At 65.9% G+C, this 17861-nt stretch carries 24 protein-coding genes and 3 tRNA genes; 9 read left to right on the top strand and 18 right to left on the bottom strand.

Going from position 1 to position 17861, the window contains the following annotated elements; all coding sequences use genetic code 11:
• Window positions 1-6: 6 nt before the first annotated feature.
• The 13 genes from rpsB to DVK03_RS09200 form a co-directional block, all read right to left on the bottom strand.
• A complete protein-coding gene (gene rpsB, locus DVK03_RS09260) occupies window positions 7-789 on the bottom strand; it encodes a 30S ribosomal protein S2 (protein ID WP_004043019.1) in 783 nt (260 codons plus the stop codon).
• A complete protein-coding gene (gene eno / locus DVK03_RS09255; protein ID WP_004043020.1) occupies window positions 786-1985 on the bottom strand; it encodes a phosphopyruvate hydratase in 1200 nt (399 codons plus the stop codon). The genes rpsB and eno overlap by 4 nt, the downstream gene beginning before the upstream one ends.
• A gap of 4 nt (window positions 1986-1989) precedes the next feature.
• On the bottom strand, window positions 1990-2166 hold the full coding sequence (locus DVK03_RS09250; protein WP_004043021.1) for a DNA-directed RNA polymerase subunit K: 177 nt from the start codon (window positions 2164-2166) through the stop codon (window positions 1990-1992).
• The gene (locus DVK03_RS09245; RefSeq protein ID WP_004061330.1) at window positions 2163-2357 is read right to left on the bottom strand and encodes a DNA-directed RNA polymerase subunit N; all 195 of its coding nucleotides are present in this window, start codon (window positions 2355-2357) and stop codon (window positions 2163-2165) included. The genes DVK03_RS09250 and DVK03_RS09245 overlap by 4 nt, the downstream gene beginning before the upstream one ends.
• A 12-nt stretch (window positions 2358-2369) precedes the next feature.
• Window positions 2370-2768, bottom strand: coding sequence for a 30S ribosomal protein S9 (locus DVK03_RS09240; protein ID WP_004043023.1), 399 nt, complete (start codon window positions 2766-2768; stop codon window positions 2370-2372).
• Entirely contained in the window at window positions 2762-3199 is a 438-nt protein-coding gene (locus DVK03_RS09235; protein ID WP_004061328.1) for a 50S ribosomal protein L13, read from the bottom strand. The genes DVK03_RS09240 and DVK03_RS09235 overlap by 7 nt, the downstream gene beginning before the upstream one ends.
• Window positions 3196-3546 carry a 50S ribosomal protein L18e gene (locus tag DVK03_RS09230; protein ID WP_004043025.1) on the bottom strand — a complete coding sequence of 117 codons (351 nt, stop codon included), beginning with the start codon at window positions 3544-3546 and terminating at the stop codon, window positions 3196-3198. Before DVK03_RS09230 ends, DVK03_RS09235 begins: the two co-directional genes overlap by 4 nt.
• Window positions 3547-3572: 26 nt before the next feature.
• Window positions 3573-3657, bottom strand: a tRNA-Leu gene (locus tag DVK03_RS09225).
• Window positions 3658-3801: 144 nt separating this feature from the next.
• Window positions 3802-4581, bottom strand: coding sequence for a DNA-directed RNA polymerase subunit D (locus DVK03_RS09220; protein WP_004061327.1), 780 nt, complete (start codon window positions 4579-4581; stop codon window positions 3802-3804).
• A 6-nt stretch (window positions 4582-4587) separates the two neighbouring features.
• Window positions 4588-4980 carry a 30S ribosomal protein S11 gene (locus DVK03_RS09215; RefSeq protein WP_004043027.1) on the bottom strand — a complete coding sequence of 131 codons (393 nt, stop codon included), beginning with the start codon at window positions 4978-4980 and terminating at the stop codon, window positions 4588-4590.
• On the bottom strand, window positions 4977-5504 hold the full coding sequence (locus DVK03_RS09210; RefSeq protein WP_004043028.1) for a 30S ribosomal protein S4: 528 nt from the start codon (window positions 5502-5504) through the stop codon (window positions 4977-4979). Before DVK03_RS09210 ends, DVK03_RS09215 begins: the two co-directional genes overlap by 4 nt.
• Window positions 5501-6004 carry a 30S ribosomal protein S13 gene (locus tag DVK03_RS09205; RefSeq protein WP_004061326.1) on the bottom strand — a complete coding sequence of 168 codons (504 nt, stop codon included), beginning with the start codon at window positions 6002-6004 and terminating at the stop codon, window positions 5501-5503. The genes DVK03_RS09210 and DVK03_RS09205 overlap by 4 nt, the downstream gene beginning before the upstream one ends.
• Before the next feature lie 23 nt (window positions 6005-6027).
• A tRNA-Ser gene (locus DVK03_RS09200) sits at window positions 6028-6112 on the bottom strand.
• A gap of 206 nt (window positions 6113-6318) precedes the next feature.
• On the opposite strand from DVK03_RS09200, the gene DVK03_RS09195 reads away from it, so the two are divergent.
• Window positions 6319-6666, top strand: a complete 348-nt coding sequence (locus DVK03_RS09195; RefSeq protein ID WP_004043030.1) for a co-chaperone YbbN — start codon at window positions 6319-6321, stop codon at window positions 6664-6666.
• A gap of 77 nt (window positions 6667-6743) precedes the next feature.
• Here the strand turns inward: DVK03_RS09195 and DVK03_RS09190 are convergent, their stop codons facing one another.
• From DVK03_RS09190 to moaA, 3 genes are all read right to left on the bottom strand, one after another.
• Window positions 6744-7214 carry a zinc ribbon domain-containing protein gene (locus tag DVK03_RS09190; RefSeq protein ID WP_115802788.1) on the bottom strand — a complete coding sequence of 157 codons (471 nt, stop codon included), beginning with the start codon at window positions 7212-7214 and terminating at the stop codon, window positions 6744-6746.
• A gap of 253 nt (window positions 7215-7467) precedes the next feature.
• Complete coding sequence (locus DVK03_RS09185) at window positions 7468-8379, bottom strand: universal stress protein (protein WP_115802787.1); 912 nt, start codon at window positions 8377-8379, stop codon at window positions 7468-7470.
• 52 nt (window positions 8380-8431) lie between these two features.
• Complete coding sequence (gene moaA, locus DVK03_RS09180; protein ID WP_008576166.1) at window positions 8432-9394, bottom strand: GTP 3',8-cyclase MoaA; 963 nt, start codon at window positions 9392-9394, stop codon at window positions 8432-8434.
• Window positions 9395-9574: 180 nt separating this feature from the next.
• On the opposite strand from moaA, the gene DVK03_RS09175 reads away from it, so the two are divergent.
• The 5 genes from DVK03_RS09175 to DVK03_RS09155 all read left to right on the top strand — a co-directional run bounded on the left by DVK03_RS09175 (window position 9575) and on the right by DVK03_RS09155 (window position 12762).
• Complete coding sequence (locus DVK03_RS09175) at window positions 9575-10615, top strand: Mrp/NBP35 family ATP-binding protein (protein ID WP_115802786.1); 1041 nt, start codon at window positions 9575-9577, stop codon at window positions 10613-10615.
• Complete coding sequence (locus DVK03_RS09170) at window positions 10612-10941, top strand: hypothetical protein (protein WP_004043035.1); 330 nt, start codon at window positions 10612-10614, stop codon at window positions 10939-10941. Before DVK03_RS09175 ends, DVK03_RS09170 begins: the two co-directional genes overlap by 4 nt.
• A 217-nt stretch (window positions 10942-11158) precedes the next feature.
• Complete coding sequence (locus DVK03_RS09165; RefSeq protein ID WP_115802785.1) at window positions 11159-11794, top strand: uracil-DNA glycosylase family protein; 636 nt, start codon at window positions 11159-11161, stop codon at window positions 11792-11794.
• An 82-nt stretch (window positions 11795-11876) separates the two neighbouring features.
• A complete protein-coding gene (locus DVK03_RS09160; RefSeq protein ID WP_004061319.1) occupies window positions 11877-12632 on the top strand; it encodes a hypothetical protein in 756 nt (251 codons plus the stop codon).
• Between the two features lie 46 nt (window positions 12633-12678).
• Window positions 12679-12762, top strand: a tRNA-Ser gene (locus DVK03_RS09155).
• Window positions 12763-13100: 338 nt separating this feature from the next.
• On the opposite strand, the gene DVK03_RS09150 is transcribed toward DVK03_RS09155, so the two are convergent.
• Window positions 13101-13832, bottom strand: a complete 732-nt coding sequence (locus DVK03_RS09150; protein ID WP_004043038.1) for a GNAT family N-acetyltransferase — start codon at window positions 13830-13832, stop codon at window positions 13101-13103.
• A gap of 134 nt (window positions 13833-13966) precedes the next feature.
• Here DVK03_RS09150 and DVK03_RS09145 point away from each other — a divergent pair, with 134 nt between their 5' ends.
• On the top strand, window positions 13967-14287 hold the full coding sequence (locus DVK03_RS09145; RefSeq protein ID WP_004061318.1) for a DUF5785 family protein: 321 nt from the start codon (window positions 13967-13969) through the stop codon (window positions 14285-14287).
• A gap of 36 nt (window positions 14288-14323) precedes the next feature.
• Here the strand turns inward: DVK03_RS09145 and udk are convergent, their stop codons facing one another.
• Window positions 14324-15019 (bottom strand): uridine kinase, encoded by a 696-nt coding sequence (gene udk / locus DVK03_RS09140; protein ID WP_115802784.1) that lies wholly within the window; start codon window positions 15017-15019, stop codon window positions 14324-14326.
• Window positions 15020-15205: 186 nt separating this feature from the next.
• Between udk and DVK03_RS09135 the strand changes: the two genes are divergently transcribed.
• Both DVK03_RS09135 and DVK03_RS09130 read left to right on the top strand, forming a co-directional pair.
• A complete protein-coding gene (locus DVK03_RS09135; RefSeq protein ID WP_115802783.1) occupies window positions 15206-16522 on the top strand; it encodes an ABC transporter substrate-binding protein in 1317 nt (438 codons plus the stop codon).
• A gap of 120 nt (window positions 16523-16642) precedes the next feature.
• Window positions 16643-17860 (top strand): hypothetical protein, encoded by a 1218-nt coding sequence (locus DVK03_RS09130; RefSeq protein ID WP_115802782.1) that lies wholly within the window; start codon window positions 16643-16645, stop codon window positions 17858-17860.
• Window position 17861: the final 1 nt, after the last annotated feature.

Here is a 17861-nt window from a genome sequence, read left to right as displayed (position 1 = left end):
CCCGAACTACAGTTCGGCCTCGAAGTCTTCGAGGGCGTAGACGGTGTCGGAGCCGCGGCGGTCGAGCGTCTCGTTGGCCAGCAGCCAGTAGACGACCGACAGCGCGCGTCGACCCTTGTTGTTCGTCGGGACGACGAGGTCGACGTTCGACGTCTGGTTGTTGGAGTCGCACATCGCGATGACCGGGATGCCGACCGTGATGGCCTCCTTGACGGCCTGCGCGTCACCAATCGGGTCGGTGACGACGACCACGTCGGGTTCGATGTAGCCGGCGTAGTCCGGGTTCGTCAGTGTACCCGGAATGAAGCGGCCCGTGCGGGCGCGAGCGCCGACGGCGTCGGCGAACTTCTCGGCCGGGAAGCGACCGTACTGGCGGGAGGACGTGACCAGAATCTGCTCCGGACTGTAATTCGCGAGGAAGTCCGCGGCGGTGCGGATTCGCGAGTCAGTCTGGCTGACGTCGAGCACGTAGAGCCCGTCGTCGCGGACACGGTGGATGAACCGGACCATGTCCTTGGTCTTCTGCTGGGTACCGATGTGGACACCGGCGGCCAGGTAGTCCTCGACCGGGATGAGCAGGTCGGCGTCTTCGTCGGGCATGACGTCCTCGTCGAAGGCCGGTTCCGGCTCTGCTTCTTCGGCCTCGGCGGCGTCGTCGGCCGCCTCGGCGGTCTCTGCTGTCTCGTCTTCGGTGGCGGCCTCGGCGGGTTCCGTCTCGGCGACCGCTTCGGTCTCCGTCTCGGGTTCCTCGTCTGCGACCTCCACCGCGTCGTTTTCGTTGTCGCTCATACTGCGTCGTCCGCGATGCGGATGAGTTCGTTCAGTTTGGCGGTTCGCTCGCCCTGCACCGTGCCAGTCTTGATGAACGGCGCGTCGGTTGCGACGGCGAGGTGTGCGATGGTCGCGTCTTCCGTCTCACCGGAGCGGTGAGAGATGACGGCGTCCATCCCGTTTCGGGAGGCCAGTTCGACGGCGTCGAACGCGTCGGTCAGCGTCCCGATCTGGTTCGGCTTGATGAGGATGGAGTTCGCGGCGCCCACGTCGATGCCGTCCTGCAGACGGTCGACGTTGGTGACGAACAGGTCGTCACCGCAGATGAGCGTGCGGTCGCCCACGCGCTCTGTGAGCTCCGCGAAGCCCTCGTAGTCGTTCTCGTCGAGGGGGTCTTCGACGTAGACGAGGTCGTACTCGTCGACCATCTCGGCGACGTAGTCGATCTGCTCGTCGGTCGTCTTCGTCTCGTCACCGTAGTGGTAGACGCCGTCTTCGAACATCTCCGAGGCGGCGATGTCGAGACCGAAGCCGATCTCGAAGCCGAGTTCGTCCTCGACGTCGGAGACCGCTTCGCCCATGATTTCGAACGCCTCGGCGTCGGAGACCGGCGGTGCCCACGCACCCTCGTCGCCCTTCGCGGCGGGTACGCCGCGCTCGTCGAGAATCTCGGACGCGCGGGCGTGGACCTTCGCGTTGGCGAAGACGGCTTCGGAGACGCTCGGCGCGCCGACCGGCGCGGCGAGGAACTCCTGGATGTTCGTCGCTTCCTTGGCGTGTTCACCGCCACCGATGACGTTCCCGAGCGGCGTCGGGAAGTTGTCGCCGCGGAACGCGCCGCCGAGATGCTGGTACAGGGGCGCACCGAGCACGTCGGCACCGGCCTTGGCCGCCGCCATCGAGATGGCGACCGCGCTGTTCGCGCCGATTTCCGAGAAGTTCTCGGAGCCGTCGGCGGCGCGGAGCGTCGCGTCGACCTCGCGCTGGTTGCCCGCGTGGACCTCGTCCACGAGTCGGGGAACCGCGTGTCGCCGCGCGGCGGCGATTGCTTCGGTCGGCGGCAGTTCGATCGCCTCGTACTCGCCGGTGGATGCCCCGCTGGGGGCCGCAGCGCGACCGAACCCACCGGATTCGGTGAGCACGTCGGCTTCGACCGTCGGGTTTCCACGGGAGTCGAGCACGCGGCGCAGAGCTACGGATGTGATTCGAGTCATGTTGTCACTTACCCTCTCGTTTGACGGTGAACGGAAGTACACCTGCGTCGTACTCCTCAGCGGCGATTAATATCGGTTCTGTCTGTTCCGAATCGACGAGAACCGGGGCCCCGTAGGAGACCTGCAGCGCTCGCGCGCCGAGGATGCGTGCCTTCTCGTATCGGTTGTACCGTTGCATCATTGGTAGGGGGATACGACGTCCACGAGGTCCTTGTGCGACACCATCATCCGCCGGCAGCAGGCACGCGTGACCCCGAGGTCGTCGAGGACGTCAGCGGGGTCCTCGTCTCCCTCGCGAGCACGGGCTTTGAACTCGTCCCAGTGTTCGCCGATCACTGTGCCGCAGGTGAAACACCGGACGGGAATCATCATGGTTAGATCACCTCAGCGGTAGGACTTCTGGTAACGAGCGCGCGCGCCCGGTCCGCCCCACTTCTTGGGTTCGGACTGGCGAACGTCGTTGACCAGAAGCGAGCGGTCGAACTCCATGTACGCGTCGCGAAGCTCCGCGTCGTTCAGGTACTGCACCAGCCCACGAGCGAGCGCGGTGCGGACTGCGTCGGCCTGACCGGCCACGCCGCCGCCGTTGACGCGCACGTCGATGTCGACCTGCGAGCGGAGGTCCTCGCCTGCGATGCGGAACGGCTCCAGCATCTTGAGGCGGGCCATCTCCGGCTCGACCAGCTCGACCGGCTGGGAGTTGATTCGGACTCGACCCTCGCCTTCACGCACGGTGGCGCGGGCGATTGCGGTCTTCTTCTTACCGGACGTGTTCGTTACCATGTGACGTTAGCACCCAGCTTCTCGGAGACCTCTCCGAGCGAGATGAACTTGATGTTCGAAAGGCGGTCCAGCGAGGTGTCTTCGAGCATCTCGCCGTCTTCGTCGTACGGATTGCCGACGTAGACGCGGACGTTCGAGAGCGCCTCGCGGCCGCGGGGCTTCTTGTACGGAAGCATGCCGCGGATGGCACGCTTGAAGATGCGGTCGGGACGCTTCGGGTAGTACGGACCCTGGTCCGAACCGACTTCGACGCGCTTTCTGTACTTGGCCATCACGTCCTCTTCCGAGCCCGTGATGACGGCGTCTTCCGCGTTGACGACGGCGACCGTCTCGCCTGCGAGGGCGCGCTGTGCGACCTCCGAGGCGACGCGGCCGACGATGCAGTTTCGAGCGTCGACGACGACGTCTGCGTCGAATTCTGCGAGGCTCATCGGATCACCCGTACGTTGGACCCGTCGGGGTTCTGTTCAGCGAGTTGTTCTAGCGTCACGGTGTCGCCGACCTGCTCGATCTTCTTTCGAGCGGTGGACGAGAAGTCCACGGCCGCGACTGTGACGTTCTTCTGCAGCACACCGCTACCCAGCACCTTGCCGGGCACGACGACGGTCTCGTCTTCCTGAGCGTATCGTTCGATACGACCAAGGTTGACTTCCGCGTGGGTGCGCCGTGGCTTTTCGAGACGGTCCGCGACATCCTGCCAGACGTTGGCACCGGACTCACGCGAGACCGCCTTCAGCTCGGCGATGAGACTGTTGAGTCTCGGGTTCGTCTTACTCATTGTCTACCTCCAGAGAGAAAGCGGAGTGCAGGGAGCAGGATTTGAACCTGCGGACTCCTATGAGACAGCGCCCTGAACGCTGCGCCGTTGGCCAGACTTGGCTATCCCTGCAAGCATTCCGCTGTACTTCATGCCCCGTAAAAACACCTTCGGTCCGACCCGCCGCCGTGAGGGAGTCACACGCCACGCTATCGGTGGCTGCAACCCCTCGTGGGGCGGGCGAACGCCGGTGTTGAGACGGGGCAGTGTTCATTCTTACAGTGCGACCTTCTCTTCGAGTTCGGCCGCGCGGTCACCCAAGGAGGCGACGGCGCGCGTCACGAGCTCGTCGACGTCGAACGACCCGTCCGTCTCCACACTGAAGACGAACGCGCCGGGCACGTCGTGTACTTCGACCTCTTTTCCGGGGTACCGCTCCGTCAGGTCGTTGCCGAACGTCTCCGTCGCGACGAGGTCGCCGTCTTCGGCGTCCCCCTCGGCGTGCTCCGCCGCGGCCTCTTCGATGACGCCGCGGAGGATGTTCGGCTCCTGTTCATCGAACTCGCCGGCGTCGCCGACGACCTCCACGCGCTGGAGGTGTCGGTAGCCGACGGCGACCCCGCCTTGGTTCTTGGCGTGGTCTTTTCCGTAGCCGAGGACGGCGTCGGCCTCGAACTCGAGGCGCTGGCCCTCCTTCAGCTCGATGATGGGGATGTTCTCGTCCGCCGGGACGACCATGTCGTCCGCGGATTCGATATCCCCGGAGTAGGCGGTTGCCGGCCCGTCGACTTCGAGCGCGACGGTGACGGTGTCACCGGGTTCGAAGTCGTCGAGAGGCGTGGTCAACGGAACCAGACCGAGACGAAGCCCGATCATCTCGTCGAACATGACCGAGGTGTTCTCCACGAACCGAACGGTGTCGATGGAGAACGTCGGCACGTCGGCGACCATCGCCCGGCGAATGCCGTTGGCTAGCGCCGGGGTCAGACCGCGCGCGACGAAACGGGCGCGTCGGTCTTCGCGTTCGATGAACTCGACCTGGAAGTCGTTTACCATGGTGTGTTAGAGTCGGCTGTTTTTCGGCGCGCGAGTTCCGTCGTGCGGAATCGGCGTCACGTCCTCGATGCGACCGATCTCGAGACCGGCGCGAGCGAGGGCGCGAATCGTTGCCTGTGCGCCGGGTCCGGGGCTCTTGTTACCGTTGCCACCGGGACCGCGAACGCGGACGTGCAGACCGGCGATACCGGCCGCCTTGATCTGGTCGGCGACGCTCTCTGCCATCTGCATGGCCGCGTACGGAGATGCCTCGTCACGGTTCTGCTTGACGACGGAACCACCGGACGACTTGACGATCGTCTCGGCGCCCGTGATGTCAGTCACCGTGATGAGCGTGTTGTTGAACGATGCGTGAACGTGGGCGATGCCCCACTTGTCACCGGTTTCGGATTCGCTCATTCTTGGGCCTCCGCGCGCTCAGGGTGCAGTTCGTCCGCGAGCTTCGACGTCTCGTCGAACGCCACGGTGTCCTCTTCGTCGACCTCGACCTTGCGGGAGGGGACGGTCGTCCGCGCACCGTCGACGGTCACGTGACCGTGGACGATGAACTGACGGGCCTGCTGGGGCGTCTGTGCGAGCCCCTTGCGGTAGGCGACCGTCTGGAACCGACGTTCGAGGATGTCGGTCACGTCGAGACGCAGCGTCTGGGAGATGTCGTCCTCCGCAGAGAGGATGCCGTAGCGGCGCATGCGCGCCATGAACTCGGCACCGAGCGACTCGGCTTCTTCGACGTCGCCCTGGGCCTCGCCGAGGAGGCGTCGCGCCTCGCGGCGGAGGTTGCGCAGTTCGGACTGCGCGCGCCAGAGCTCTTCCTTGTTCTTGAGACCGTACCGAGAGAGGAGGTCCGATTCCTGTGCGATGCGCTCGCCCTGGAACGGGTGGTTCGGGGTCTCGTAGAACTTGGTGTTGTTACCCGTCGTCATTCTTCAGCCTGCGCCTCCTTGATCTCCTCGACGTTGACACCGATGGTGCCTTCGGTACGTCCAGTGGACTTCGTCCGCTGGCCGCGAACCTTCTGGCCGCGCTGGTGTCGAACGCCCTTGTAGGAGCTGATCATCTTCATGCGGTTGATATCATGCCGCCGCTTCTCTTCGAGGTCCGAACCCGTGATGTGGTCGGTGTCACCGGAGAAGAAGTCCTTCCGTCGGTTTGCCATCCACTCGGGGGCGTGGTCCTCGAAGTTCTCGACGACATCGACAACGGAGTCGATCTCGCCTTCGGGGAGCTTACCGAACAGCGCCGTTCGGTCCACTTCCGCGGCGTCGGCGATGATGCGCGCTGTGCGCTTGCCGATACCCTTCATGTCCGTCAGACTGCGCTCTACCGTCTTCGTTCCGTCAAGGTCGGTCTGACCAATTCGGATGAAGTAACGGAGGTCCTCTTCCTCCTCCGGAGAGCCGTCCTGTGGTTCTTCTGCACTCATGACTTTGGAAGTCGTGTTGTGAGCGTTGCGGCGGGGATTCGAACCCCGGGGGCTTGACGCCACTGAGTTAGCAACCCAGCGCCTTGGGCCAGGCTTGGCTACCGCAACACTTCGGTCGTGTTAGTTTCGCCCTTCCGGACTCGGGGACGACATTCCCCTACATCGATTGCATCCGTTACGAGACGGGGGCATTACTTAAACATCACGAAAGGGACCTCGCGTGACAGCCCGAGTCACCGCCGCTCGCCGCCGAATCGTGGTATGGTACACCACCTCTCCAAAATCATAAGAACTCTGGTTACGTATTTCCATCAATGAGTTCGACAGAGTCCGCGACCGCGCCGACGAAGCCCGTTCGAATCGACACCGTCGAGGAACTCGACGCCCTCGTGGCCGAACACGACCGCGTCCTCCTCGACATCTACACGAAGGGCTGTACGCTGTGTCAGAGCATCGAACCCGTCCTCGGCAACGTCTCGAAAGCAACCGACGTGGTCGTCGCGATGCTGAACCCGCAGACGGATATGTCGGTCGCAGAGCGGTACACGATTCGGAGCGTCCCGACGCTCCTCCTGTTCGAAGACGGCGAACTCGTCGACCGCCTCGCCGACGGCTTCCAAGGGGCGCAGGCGGTCGTCGACTTCGTCGAGAAAGAGCGGTAAGGTCGGGTCGCGTCAGTTCGGCGTGGACTCCGTCGGGGGTTCGGACGGGGGCACTCTTTCGACCCCGCGGTGGCATCTCAGCGGTCGGCCGGGTCGTCGAGAGGGGTCGTACACCAGTGGCAGAAGTCGATGTCGGCGTCGACCTCGCGACCGCATTCGGGGCACGTAACGGTGGCCGCGTCGGGGTCGGCGACGGGGTCGGTGACGGTGGCCGCCGACTCCTCGGCGTCTTCGACGGCGGAGCGGTCCGCCCGCGCCGCGGCCTGCCGCAAGCCGAGGAAGAAGGCGTCGAGGACGCTCGCGAAACTCACCACGAGGATGGGGACCAGTTCCCTGAGCACCGCGGCGAACTCCGACGGCGGGATGACCGCACCGCCTGTCAGCGGGTCGAACGCCTCCACCGGAACGAACAGCGCGGACACCGCGAACGTGAGAAGCACCCAGAACGCGGCCCGCCGCCAGCGTCGTAGATACAGATGCCCGAGACCCGTGATGACGAGGCCGAGTATCGCGGCGAGCCAGGGGCGGAGTTTCGTGAGTGCGGACATACGTGGACTCGATTGGGATTCGCTCATGAGAGTTCCGTTCGTAAAGCGTCGGTGGAGTCGCGGTCGGGGTCGGGGTCGGAAGCCGAAGCCAGTTCGCGTGCGATGCAGCGGCCGGGGAGCAGTAAACGGATTCGACGGGTCGGCTTGTGGAGATTCGGGCGGTCCGTTGCGGCCGCCCGCACGCCCGAGCAACACGCGACGGTTCGTGGTGCGCACGTATAAATTGAACAGAACTACAAACGGATTCGGCGTTTCATCGTCGCCCGCGCGGCCCGGAAGCCTCGCCGTCGCCCGCGCTCGGTGGGACGACGAGTGTCGGAACCTCAGCGTGGCGGACGACGCGACCGGCGACGGTTCCGGCGGCACGGTACCCCGCAAGCCGAGCCTCGTCGTCCCCACCGACGCCGAGGACGACCGCGTCGGCTCCCGTCCGTTTGACGTGCGCCAGCAGCTCGGTCGCGGGGACGCCGGTTCGGACGGTTCCGCCTGACTCGACTGCGTCTCTCGCGGCCGCGGCGGCGACGGCGTTCACGCGGGCTCTCGCCTCGGTTTCGAGCGTCCTGCACGCCTCGCGCGACGCGGTTTCGGCACCGCGCTCGTCGACGACCGCGAGCGGTTCGAGAACCCCGCGGGTCGCCGCAGCGATGCGACGAGCCAGCGTCTCGGCCGACGCGGACGGTGCTCCGTCGGCGGCGAGGAGCGCCACCCGCCGGTACGTCGGCCGGGGTGATGCCGACGGGACGACGAGCGTCGGAACCGGCGGCGCGTCGAGGACGCGCTCCGCGACCGACCCGACGAGGAACCGACCGGGACCCGAGCGGCCGTGGCGGCCGAGAACGAGGAGGTCGCCGTCACCGACGACGCGTTCGACCGCTGTCGCGGCCGGCCCGCCGACGACTTCCGAAGTCAGACGAACGCCCGCGAGGAGCGCCCGACGCGTGACCGCGCCGACGGCTTCCTCCGCTTCGAAGGCGGCGCTGGCGGACGCTCCGGCGGTTTCGGTTTCGGTCGTCTCGGTCGCGGAGGACTGCGGCGTGCCGGTCGCGGAGACGGCGTGGAGCGACGCGTCGAGGACGCGGGCGAGAAACAGCGCGTGGGCCGCGGCGGTCGCCGCGGAGGCGCTTCCGTCCGTCGCGAGAACCACTCGCTCGACGGTGACAGTCATGCGCCCCGAGAGGTCGTCGGAGGAGAAAAACTCGCGCGTCGGAGGGGCGTTCTCAGGCCCCGATGTACTCTTCGTTTATCGTCCAGCCGTCGTCGCCGTCGCGGACGAGGTACTCGCCGTAGTACGGCACGCGGTTTTCGACGACCGCTTCGAACGTCTCGCGGATGTCCTCGCGGGTCATCTCGCCCATCGGGCGTAGGTCGTCGTTGCGGTTGAGACAGCCCTTCAGGTATCCTTCGTGCGTCACGCGCACGCGATGGCAGTTGGCGCAGAACTCGGGGTTCTCGACGGGGTCGACGATTTCGACCATGCCCTCGCCGACGTAGTAGCGGCGGCGGTGGTGCATATCGCGGACCTCCACCTCGTCGGCGAGGTCGGTCAGCCACCGGTGGACGCGCTCGATGTCGATGTTCCACTCCGGCTTGCCCGTCAGTTCGGGCATGTACTGGATGAGTTGGAGCTGTAACCCCGGGTTTTCTGCGACGTACTCGACCATCTCCTCGACGTGGCCCGCGGTCTTCGTGAACACGACCATGTTGAGCTTCACGGGCGTGAGGCCGGCGTCGACGGCGGCCTTGACGCCCTCCATCACCTTGTCGTACGCGCCGGACTTCGTGATTTGCGCGAACGCCTCGGGGTCGAGGGCGTCCTGCGAGACGTTCACCCGGTCGAGGCCGGCCGCGACGAGGTCCTCGGCGCGGTCGCCGAGGAACGTCCCGTTGGTGGTGAGCGAGGTCTCCATCGAGTCCGGCGTCCGCCGGATAATCTCTTCGAGGTCCGCGCGGAGCATCGGCTCGCCGCCGGTGAACTTCACCTTCTCGACGCCGTACTCCTCGACGACTTCGAGAAACCGGACCACGTCGTCGGCGCTCATCTCCTCGTCCGAGGCGTCCATCGGCCCGCGGGTGTCGCCCAGCCCCTCGTTGTGGCAGTAGACGCAGTCGAAGTTACACCGGTCGGTCAGAGAGATTCGAACGCCGGTTACCTCGCGGCCGAAGTCGTCCACCAGCACCATATACCGAATCCTGGGAGCGTACGTTGATAAATTCGCTGTCGATGACCGTGGCGTGGTAACTGGAATCCGTTACGCTCTCGGCGTCTCGAAGCCGGTGTCGGTCGGGTCGTCGCCTGCGACCGTCACCGCGCGACGAGACCTTACAAAACCCTTATCGGCCGCACCGCCGGAGTGACGGACATGGACGAAGCCGACGTACGCGACCGCTTGCGTGCGGTCGAGGACCCCGACCTCGGAGACGACGTCGTCTCGCTCGGACTGGTGAACGCCGTCGAGGTGGACGGCGACACCGTCCGTATCTCGCTCGCGCTCGGTGCGCCGTACTCCCCGGCGGAGACGGACATCGGCCGCCGAATCCGCGAGGTGCTCGCCGAGGACGGGCTGGAGGTCGACCTCACCGCCAAAGTGCCGACCGACCGCGACCCCGACGAGGAGGTGCTCCCCGGCGTGAAGAACATCATCGCCGTCGCCTCCGGGAAGGGCGGCGTCGGCAAATCGACGGTCGCCGTGAACCTCGCGGCCGGCCTCTCGAAGCTCGGCGCGCGCGTCGGCCTGTTCGACGCCGACATCTACGGGCCGAACGTCCCGCGGATGGTCGCCGCCGAGGAAGCGCCGCAGGCGACCCAAGACCAGACCATCGTCCCGCCCGAGAAGTACGGGATGAAGCTCATGTCGATGGCGTTCCTCGTCGGAGACGACGACCCGGTCATCTGGCGCGGCCCGATGGTCCACCAGCTGCTCACCCAACTCGTCGAGGACGTGGAGTGGGGCAGCCTCGACTACCTCGTGCTCGACCTGCCGCCGGGCACGGGCGACACCCAGCTATCAATCCTCCAGACGCTCCCGCTCACGGGCGCGGTCATCGTCACGACCCCGCAGAACGTCGCCCTCGACGACGCCAACAAGGGCCTCCGGATGTTCGGCAAGCACGACACGAACGTCCTCGGCATCGTCGAGAACATGAGCACGTTCCGGTGTCCCGACTGCGGCAACCGCCACGACATCTTCGGCGCGGGCGGCGGCCGCGAGTTCGCCGCCTCGAACGACCTGCCGTTCCTCGGGGCGCTCCCGCTCGACCCGGTCGTCCGCGAGGGCGGCGACGGCGGCAAGCCCATCGTCCTCGAAGACGACGACGAGACGGCCGACGCGTTCCGCGTGATGACCGAGAACATCGCCGACATGGTCGGTGTCGTCCAGCGACGGACCGTCAGCGAGCGATGAGCGACGACGGGCGACCCGACGCTGACGCGGACGTGGACACCGACGCTGACGCCGGGGCGGACACCGACGGCGATGCCGAGGAGGTCGACTGGGAGATGGCCCCGGACTCCGACGCCGACTTCCCCGCGGACCCCGAGCGCGTCGCGTTCCTCCGCGAAATCGCCGACGACATCTACGGCGAGTCCTCCGAGAGCCGGCAGGTGTCGGCCATCCTCTACCGCGTCAGCGACCTCTACGACCCCGACGGCGACACCTCGCCCGAGGAGATTTACCTGAACGTCCGCCACATCATGGACATCAAGGCGCAGGGCGGCATCGACCGCTGAGCCGTCCGAGACCACGTCTCTCCAACACTCCGCCCGGCGTCCGCCTCCGGACGTTCACTTCCGCTTTCTTCGAGTCCGCGATTCGACCGCTAGCGTCGTCTCCGGGGACTCACTTGCCAGTCCACTTCGTGTTCACTTTCACCACGGACTGAAAGCCGGGGAGCGCTGAACCTGCGCGGACCGGGCGGGTTTTGGTTCCGGAGCCGAATTCGAGGGTGTGGACGCACACCAACGCCAGTTCCGGAACCCCTTCTCGATGGACACCGACTGCACGAACTGCTCGGCGCTCTGCGAGACGCGCGAGCAGGTCGTCCACGGCTACGGCGACGTGGGCGCGGAGTTCCTGTTCGTCGGCGAGGCTCCGACCGCGGCCGCCGAGCGGACCGGCGTGCCCTTTACCGGCGACGAGGCCGGACGGCGCGTCCAGCGCATCCTCGGCGACCTCGGCTTCGTCCGGTCCGAGCCGGACGCCGACGAGCCGGACGTGCAGAACGTCTTTTTCACGTATCTCACGCGCTGTCGACACCCCGACCGCGGGCCGAGCGACGACGAGGTTGCGACCTGCGAGCCCTACCTGAACGCGGAGATTCGGATGATAAACCCGCACATCATCGTCCCCGTCGGACAGGCCGCGCTGGAGGCGCTCGCGTTCGATTACACCACGCGCGCGGCCGACAGCTTCGACGTCGACGCGGAACACGCGACGACCATCCGCGGCCGCGGCTTCGAACTCGTCCCGATGAAGGAGCCGGAGCGCCTGACCGACGCCGACGCCGAGGCGTTCGTCGAACACGTCCGCGAGTCCGTGTTCGGCCGGGACTACCGGCAGACGAAGGGACGGCAGAGTCGCTGAGTCGGGCGGACGATTCCCGTCGCGTCCGGGGCCGCGTCCCGCAAGCGGCGGGTTCAAGGGTTCCCCGGCGCGAGGGGAGGGTATGACGGTCATCGCCGTACTCGCCGAACCGCCGCGGCCGGGACTGGTGCTTTCGGAACTCGCGGAGACGAGTCCGCTCTCGGAGGCCGAAGCCGCGGACCTCTACGCCGCGATGCTCAAAGACGTCTGTATCGCCGTCGAGCGGTCGGGCGGCGACCTCCTCGTCAACTACCGCGCCGAGGACGACCTCCCCGACGAGTTCGCCGGGGACCACGACTCGGAAGCCGAGATTCGGAGCGTCGTCGCCGACGCCCTCGGCGGCACCGACGACGCGCGGTTCGAACCGCAGGTCGGCTCGACGTTCTCCGCCCGCGCGGGTAACACCGTCTCGCATCTGCTCAACGAGGAGGAGGTCCACTCGGCGGCAGTCGTTCGACCCATCGCGCCGCTGCTCGGCCGCACGCACCTCGACAGCGCGGCGATGAAGCTCCGGAGCACGCCGGTCGTCCTCGGCCCCTCGACGGAGGGCCGCGTCTACTTCTCGGGCTTCCTCGACCCCATCGACTTCACCGACGCCTACGCGGAGCCGGAAGTCGAGACGCTCGCTCGCCGCGCCGACGACGCGGGTCACGGCCTCGACTACGTCCCGATGCTTCCGGTCCTCGAAACCGGCGCGGACCTCGCCACGGTCGTGCCGATGCTCCGGTCGCGGGTCGAATCCGAGCGGCTCGTCCCCGAGCACACGACGACGTTCGTCTTCGAGAAGGGACTCCGGGTCGAGTCGACCGACGGCGTGCTGGAACTCGTCCGCGACTGAGCGAAGCGACAACTCTTAGGTATCCGACTCAAAATCCCCGTGTGAAGGTGGGATGGCGGAGTGGCCTAACGCGCCTGCCTTGAAAGCAGGTTTCCTCACGGAATCCTGGGTTCAAATCCCAGTCCCACCGCATTTTCCACGAACCCTACGCCGCGCAGTGGCATCTGCGCGGCTCTGTGAGTGGACATCGGAGACGGACTGGGATTTGAAGCAGGGAGCGGAGCGAACGACGTGAGCGGAGCGAGTGAGGTTCAAATCCCAGTCCCACCGCATTTTCCACGAACCCTACGCCGCGCAGTGGCATCTGCGCGGCTCTGTGAGTGGACATCGGAGACGGACTGGGATTTGAAGCAGGGAGCGGAGCGAACGACGTGAGCGGAGCGAGTGAGGTTCAAATCCCAGTCCCACCGCATCCACTCCAAGCGACACCAACGACCCCGAAAAAGCGACCCACAGCCCTCGACCCGTTCAGAACCGGTACGCCATCATCACCTCGTCGACGTGTTCGTCACCGATGGTGTAGTGGTCTCTGCGAATCGCTTCGGTCTCCCAGTCGTGGTCGCCGAGGAACTCCAGCGCGCGGTCGTTCGTCATCGGGACGCTGTTGTACACTTTCCGGAAGCCGTTGGCTTCGGCCCAGTCGAGGCCGCGGCGCAACAGGAGGCTGCCGATGCCCGCCCCGCGGTAGTCCTCCTTGACGCCGACGGTCTGCTGGGCGGTCTCGCGGATGCGCGACACCTGCGGGAGGTCGAGGTGCGTCCAGCCGACGACCTCCTCGCCGAGCGTCGCGACGAAGAACACGCGGGACTCGACGCGGTTGTGGCGCGTGACCGCCTCGTCGTAGAGGAGTTGTTCGGCGATGGTCTCGGCGACGACGTACGTCTCCTCGGAGGTCACGTCTCGAATCGCGTCGATGAGGCCCTCGAAATCGCGTTGACGGCCGGGCCGGATAGTGACGATGCCGGCGTCGGTGTCGTGTTCCTCGATGGTGCCTACGTCGAGCGCCAACTGGAGCGTGCCGCCGTCTTCTTCGAGGTAGCCGCGCGATTTCAGTCGGTCGAGTTCGGTTCGGAACTCGTCGGACGGCACGGGCGCGACGTCGAGGAGGACGTTTCGCTTGGCGGTGCCGTGCCGCTCGACGTACTCGTAGATAACCTTGCTCGCCTCGGATTCGAACGTCGGGCGCTCGGTCGCTCGCATGACTCCAAGAACCATGGCGTGCCACGCGTATATTTCTTGTTCATCGGTAGCAAACACCGTGACCACGCGGCGTTCCGCATGACAGATATCAACAGATGCGTAACGGCTTTGAATCGGCCTGCCAACACTCGGGTATGGATTGGCCACACGACCCGGACGGCGAAGAGGGGAGCGAAGGCGGACGCAAGTACGGCCAGGCGGTCATCGCGAAGAAGGTCGACGAAGACGAGGACTTCCCGCTGAACAAAGCGGCGTTCGTCGAGGAGTACGGCGACCACCCCATCCGACTCGACTCCGAGCGCGTCGTCTCGCTTTCGGACATCTTCGAACACGTCGAAGGCGAGGAGTTCGGCGACTTCGTCGAACTACACAAGGCCGTCGGCAAGGCGATGCGCGAAAACGACTTCTGGTTCTACGAGGGCGCAGACCAGTTCGTCACCGGCAAGAAAGCGTAGTCTTCGAAGCTCGAACGTTCGACCCGCGACGGCGAGTTAGTTTCCGGACCCGCGGAACGAGGTCCGCTCTTGGACTTCCCGCTCGATAGCGTCGCGCTCCCAGGTGCGCGTCTCGTCGCCCTCGACTTCGGCTTGCACCTTCTCTTCGAGCAGCGTGACGGCGACGCTGTTTGCCCCTTCGGGGATGATGAGGTCGGCGTGTTTCTTCGTCGGTTCGATGAACTGCTCGTGCATCGGCTTGACCGTCGAGAGGTACTGGTCGATGACGCCCTGGAGGTCGCGCCCGCGGTCGATGGCGTCGCGCTGGATGCGCCGGAGGATGCGAACGTCGGCGTCGGTCTCGACGTAGAGCCGAAGGTCGAGCATCTCGTTTACGTCCTCGTCGTAGAGCGCGAGAATCCCTTCGAGAATGATGACGTCGGTCGGCTCGACGGTCTCACGCTCGGACTTTCGGTTGTGAATCTCGAAGTCGTACTGCGGCATCTCGACCGCCCGTCCCTCCATGAGCTCCGAGAGCTGTTCGTACAGCAGGTCCCACTCGAACGCGGAGGGGTGGTCGTAGTTCAACTGCTCGCGTTCGGCCATATCGAGGTGACTCTGGTCTTTGTAGTAGTTGTCAATCGGAATCCGGGTCACGGACTCACCGACGTTCTCCGTGATGAGTCGAGCCACGGTCGTCTTTCCGGCACCGCTGCCCCCGGCGATACCGATGACGAACGACGGGATGGTCATTGTCCCAAAGACGCCCGCGAACGGGTTTGAACGCAGCGGTTCGCCGGCTTCGACTGACGAGTATATAAAACACATTGACAGGCAGTTTCACACAACCGATTCTCGCGCCGCCGTCGGTCGCAATTATCATGGCTTTTCAAACGCAGGAAGTAAGTTTTATAAGCGGGAGTTGCCATTGGCTTTCACATGGTACGTGATATCGTACGCCGCGACTTCCTCAAGGGAGTGGGAGCCGCGGGCGCGGCAGGCTTGACTGGCTTATCCGGATGCATCGGTGGCGGCGGTGGCGGTGGCGGCGGCCCCGAAGGGCTCGTCGTCATCGGCTACCCCGAAAGCGGTATTCAGCTGTTCCGCGACTATTACAGCGCGTCCGACGGGAGCGAGGAGATACTCGTTCCCGACGGGATGCGCTCCGGGTCGATGCCCGGGCAGGTCGGCAACGACATGGCGAACGTGACCGGGACGGCACCCGCAGCGGGCGGCCCGAACCAAGACACGTTCAATCAACTGTTCGAAGACGAGTACGACGCTGCGCCGGGCGTCTTCACGTCGCAGACGTACGACTCGGTCGCGATTCAGCTTCTCGCGAACGCCGCTGCGGGGGAAAACTCCGGGCCGGCCATCAAAGACCAGATGCGGCGGATGGCGAACCCCGGCGGGATGACCGTCGGCCCCGACAACCTCGTCGAGGGCGTCGAGGCCGCCGCGAACGGCGAAGACATCGACTACCAGGGCGCGTCGTCGTCCGTCAACTTCGACGAGAACGGCGACCCGGCGGAAGCCGCGTACGCCATCTGGACGTTCGACGCCGACAACAACGCGACGAGCCAAGAGGACGTCCAGAGCTTCGAAGGCGACAGTCCTGACGGCTCCGGACCGGCGGCCGACAGCGGCCCCGGCGGTTCCGACCGCGAGATGTCGATCGGTATCCTCCTGCCCGAGACCGGCGACCTCGCGGCCGTCGGTGCGCCGATGATTCAGGCCGGTCAGATTCCGGTCATGCAGGTCAACGACGCCAACCCGGCCGGACTCTCGGTCAACGCCCAAATCGAAGACACCCAGACGTCCCCGGACGCCGGTGTCTCCGCCGCGCAGTCGCTCGTCTCCGCGGGCGTTCCGTCCGTCTGTGGGTCCGCGTCGTCCGGCGTGAACGTCCCCGTCTCGCAGCAGGCGTTCATCCCGAACGAAATCGTCGGCTGCTCGCCGTCCTCGACGGCGCTGTCCGTCTCGAACCTCGACGACAACGACTTCATCTTCCGGACCGCGCCTTCGGACTTCTTGCAGGGCCGCGTCATGGCGCAGGTCATGGCCGAGCGCCTCGAAGCCAGTTCGGTCTCGACGCTGTACGTCAACAACGACTACGGCCAGCAGCTCTCGGAGCGCTTCGCGAGCGTGTTCAGCGACTCGTTCGACGGCGAAGTGTACAACCAGGTCGCGTTCAACATCGGCGAGTCGTCGTACTCCTCCGTCATCGAGACGGCGCTCTCCGGCCCGGATAGCTAAGACCGACCCGACAGACCCGATTTTTTCTTCGTCGCCGCCGACGCGAGCGGCCGCGCTCGGCTGTCGCGCACGACTCGGCCGACACAAGACACTCATACGACCGCTGACAGCTATGCGTCGATGAAGCGCCGCGCCCTCCTCTCGACGGTCGCCTGTTCGGCACTCGGGCTCGCAGCCGGCTGTCTCACCGACTCGGACGAGTCAGTCGAGACCCCAACGAACCCACGGACGACCACGACAACGACCGACTCGACGGCCGATTCGACGACCGAGACGAACACGTCGGGACCGAAGCCGAACCCCGGCGTCGGCCTCTCAGTCGTCAACGAGGACGACGAACCGCACACGCTGTCGGTCCGAGTGACCGACGGCGACGAGACACACTTCGACGGGTCGCTCGACGTCGGGGCCGGACCCGGATACGGCCGGAACGTCGCGAACGACCTCGTCGGCGACGGCAGCTACCGCGTCGTCGCGGAACTCGAAACGGGGGCGACGCTCGACTACGGGTGGACGGTCACGAACGAGGCGCGCCGCCTCGAACTCGTCGTCACGTCCGACGCCGACCTCGAAGCGCGGCAGCGCGTGACGCCGGTACTCGACGACGCCGACCTCCCGTACACCGTTCCGGGCGCGGCGGACATCTTCGCGCCGCCGGGGGCGACGATTCGGAACCGGAGCGACGCCGACGCTCGGCTCACCGTCGCCATCGACCACGACGGGGGGCGCGTTTTCGAACGCACCTTCGACGCGGCGACCGACCGCGAGGTTTCGACGCCGCCGCTCGTGGCGTCCCACGGGACCTACGAGGTCGTCGTGGAGACCGAAGACGGCCGCACCGCGACCCACGAGTGGGACATCCCGGAGAAATGGGGGTGGCCGACCCTCGCGGTGCTCGTCGCGGCAGATGGCTCGCTCCGGGTCGGCTCCGGTTGGCCCAAGACGGTCTCGGTTCACGTCGAAAACGAGAGCGAGGCGGAGCGCGACCTGACGCTGACGCTCGTTCGGCCCGACGGCGCGGGCGCCGACAGTGACGACGTGGATGGGACTCGCTCTGGTGACGCGGTCGTCTCGGAGACGGCCCGGACTGTCCCGCCCGGCGAGTCGACCGTCGGATTCGGGGTCCCTATCGGCGACGTGTACGAACTCACTATCGAAACGGCCACGGCGTCCGAAACAGTCGCCTACGCGGCGTGCTACTGCTGGAACACGAACACGACGGTGACGCTCAGTGGGAGTTCAGGCGGTGACGGTGGCGGCGACGGGGACGAAGGCGGCGACGGTGACGGTGGAGATTCCGGTCTCTCAGTCGAGTCGTTCCAGTACGTCTGCGAATGAG

This window comes from Haloferax sp. Atlit-109R, assembly GCF_003665865.1.
Classification (GTDB): Archaea; Halobacteriota; Halobacteria; order Halobacteriales; family Haloferacaceae; genus Haloferax; species Haloferax volcanii.
This window is presented reverse-complemented; position numbering and strand designations above follow the sequence as displayed.

What these genes read in the sequence shown, in the direction of transcription:
- rpsB (WP_004043019.1), bottom strand. Translation starts at nt 789, where the DNA reads ATGAGCGACAACGAAAACGACGCGGTGGAGGTCGCAGACGAGGAACCC.
- eno (WP_004043020.1), bottom strand. Translation starts at nt 1,985, where the DNA reads ATGACTCGAATCACATCCGTAGCTCTGCGCCGCGTGCTCGACTCCCGT.
- DVK03_RS09250 (WP_004043021.1), bottom strand. Translation starts at nt 2,166, where the DNA reads ATGATGCAACGGTACAACCGATACGAGAAGGCACGCATCCTCGGCGCG.
- DVK03_RS09245 (WP_004061330.1), bottom strand. Translation starts at nt 2,357, where the DNA reads ATGATGATTCCCGTCCGGTGTTTCACCTGCGGCACAGTGATCGGCGAA.
- DVK03_RS09240 (WP_004043023.1), bottom strand. Translation starts at nt 2,768, where the DNA reads ATGGTAACGAACACGTCCGGTAAGAAGAAGACCGCAATCGCCCGCGCC.
- DVK03_RS09235 (WP_004061328.1), bottom strand. Translation starts at nt 3,199, where the DNA reads ATGAGCCTCGCAGAATTCGACGCAGACGTCGTCGTCGACGCTCGAAAC.
- DVK03_RS09230 (WP_004043025.1), bottom strand. Translation starts at nt 3,546, where the DNA reads ATGAGTAAGACGAACCCGAGACTCAACAGTCTCATCGCCGAGCTGAAG.
- DVK03_RS09220 (WP_004061327.1), bottom strand. Translation starts at nt 4,581, where the DNA reads ATGGTAAACGACTTCCAGGTCGAGTTCATCGAACGCGAAGACCGACGC.
- DVK03_RS09215 (WP_004043027.1), bottom strand. Translation starts at nt 4,980, where the DNA reads ATGAGCGAATCCGAAACCGGTGACAAGTGGGGCATCGCCCACGTTCAC.
- DVK03_RS09210 (WP_004043028.1), bottom strand. Translation starts at nt 5,504, where the DNA reads ATGACGACGGGTAACAACACCAAGTTCTACGAGACCCCGAACCACCCG.
- DVK03_RS09205 (WP_004061326.1), bottom strand. Translation starts at nt 6,004, where the DNA reads ATGAGTGCAGAAGAACCACAGGACGGCTCTCCGGAGGAGGAAGAGGAC.
- DVK03_RS09195 (WP_004043030.1), top strand. Translation starts at nt 6,319, where the DNA reads ATGAGTTCGACAGAGTCCGCGACCGCGCCGACGAAGCCCGTTCGAATC.
- DVK03_RS09190 (WP_115802788.1), bottom strand. Translation starts at nt 7,214, where the DNA reads ATGTCCGCACTCACGAAACTCCGCCCCTGGCTCGCCGCGATACTCGGC.
- DVK03_RS09185 (WP_115802787.1), bottom strand. Translation starts at nt 8,379, where the DNA reads ATGACTGTCACCGTCGAGCGAGTGGTTCTCGCGACGGACGGAAGCGCC.
- moaA (WP_008576166.1), bottom strand. Translation starts at nt 9,394, where the DNA reads ATGGTGCTGGTGGACGACTTCGGCCGCGAGGTAACCGGCGTTCGAATC.
- DVK03_RS09175 (WP_115802786.1), top strand. Translation starts at nt 9,575, where the DNA reads ATGGACGAAGCCGACGTACGCGACCGCTTGCGTGCGGTCGAGGACCCC.
- DVK03_RS09170 (WP_004043035.1), top strand. Translation starts at nt 10,612, where the DNA reads ATGAGCGACGACGGGCGACCCGACGCTGACGCGGACGTGGACACCGAC.
- DVK03_RS09160 (WP_004061319.1), top strand. Translation starts at nt 11,877, where the DNA reads ATGACGGTCATCGCCGTACTCGCCGAACCGCCGCGGCCGGGACTGGTG.
- DVK03_RS09150 (WP_004043038.1), bottom strand. Translation starts at nt 13,832, where the DNA reads ATGCGAGCGACCGAGCGCCCGACGTTCGAATCCGAGGCGAGCAAGGTT.
- DVK03_RS09145 (WP_004061318.1), top strand. Translation starts at nt 13,967, where the DNA reads ATGGATTGGCCACACGACCCGGACGGCGAAGAGGGGAGCGAAGGCGGA.
- udk (WP_115802784.1), bottom strand. Translation starts at nt 15,019, where the DNA reads ATGACCATCCCGTCGTTCGTCATCGGTATCGCCGGGGGCAGCGGTGCC.
- DVK03_RS09135 (WP_115802783.1), top strand. Translation starts at nt 15,206, where the DNA reads ATGGTACGTGATATCGTACGCCGCGACTTCCTCAAGGGAGTGGGAGCC.
- DVK03_RS09130 (WP_115802782.1), top strand. Translation starts at nt 16,643, where the DNA reads ATGAAGCGCCGCGCCCTCCTCTCGACGGTCGCCTGTTCGGCACTCGGG.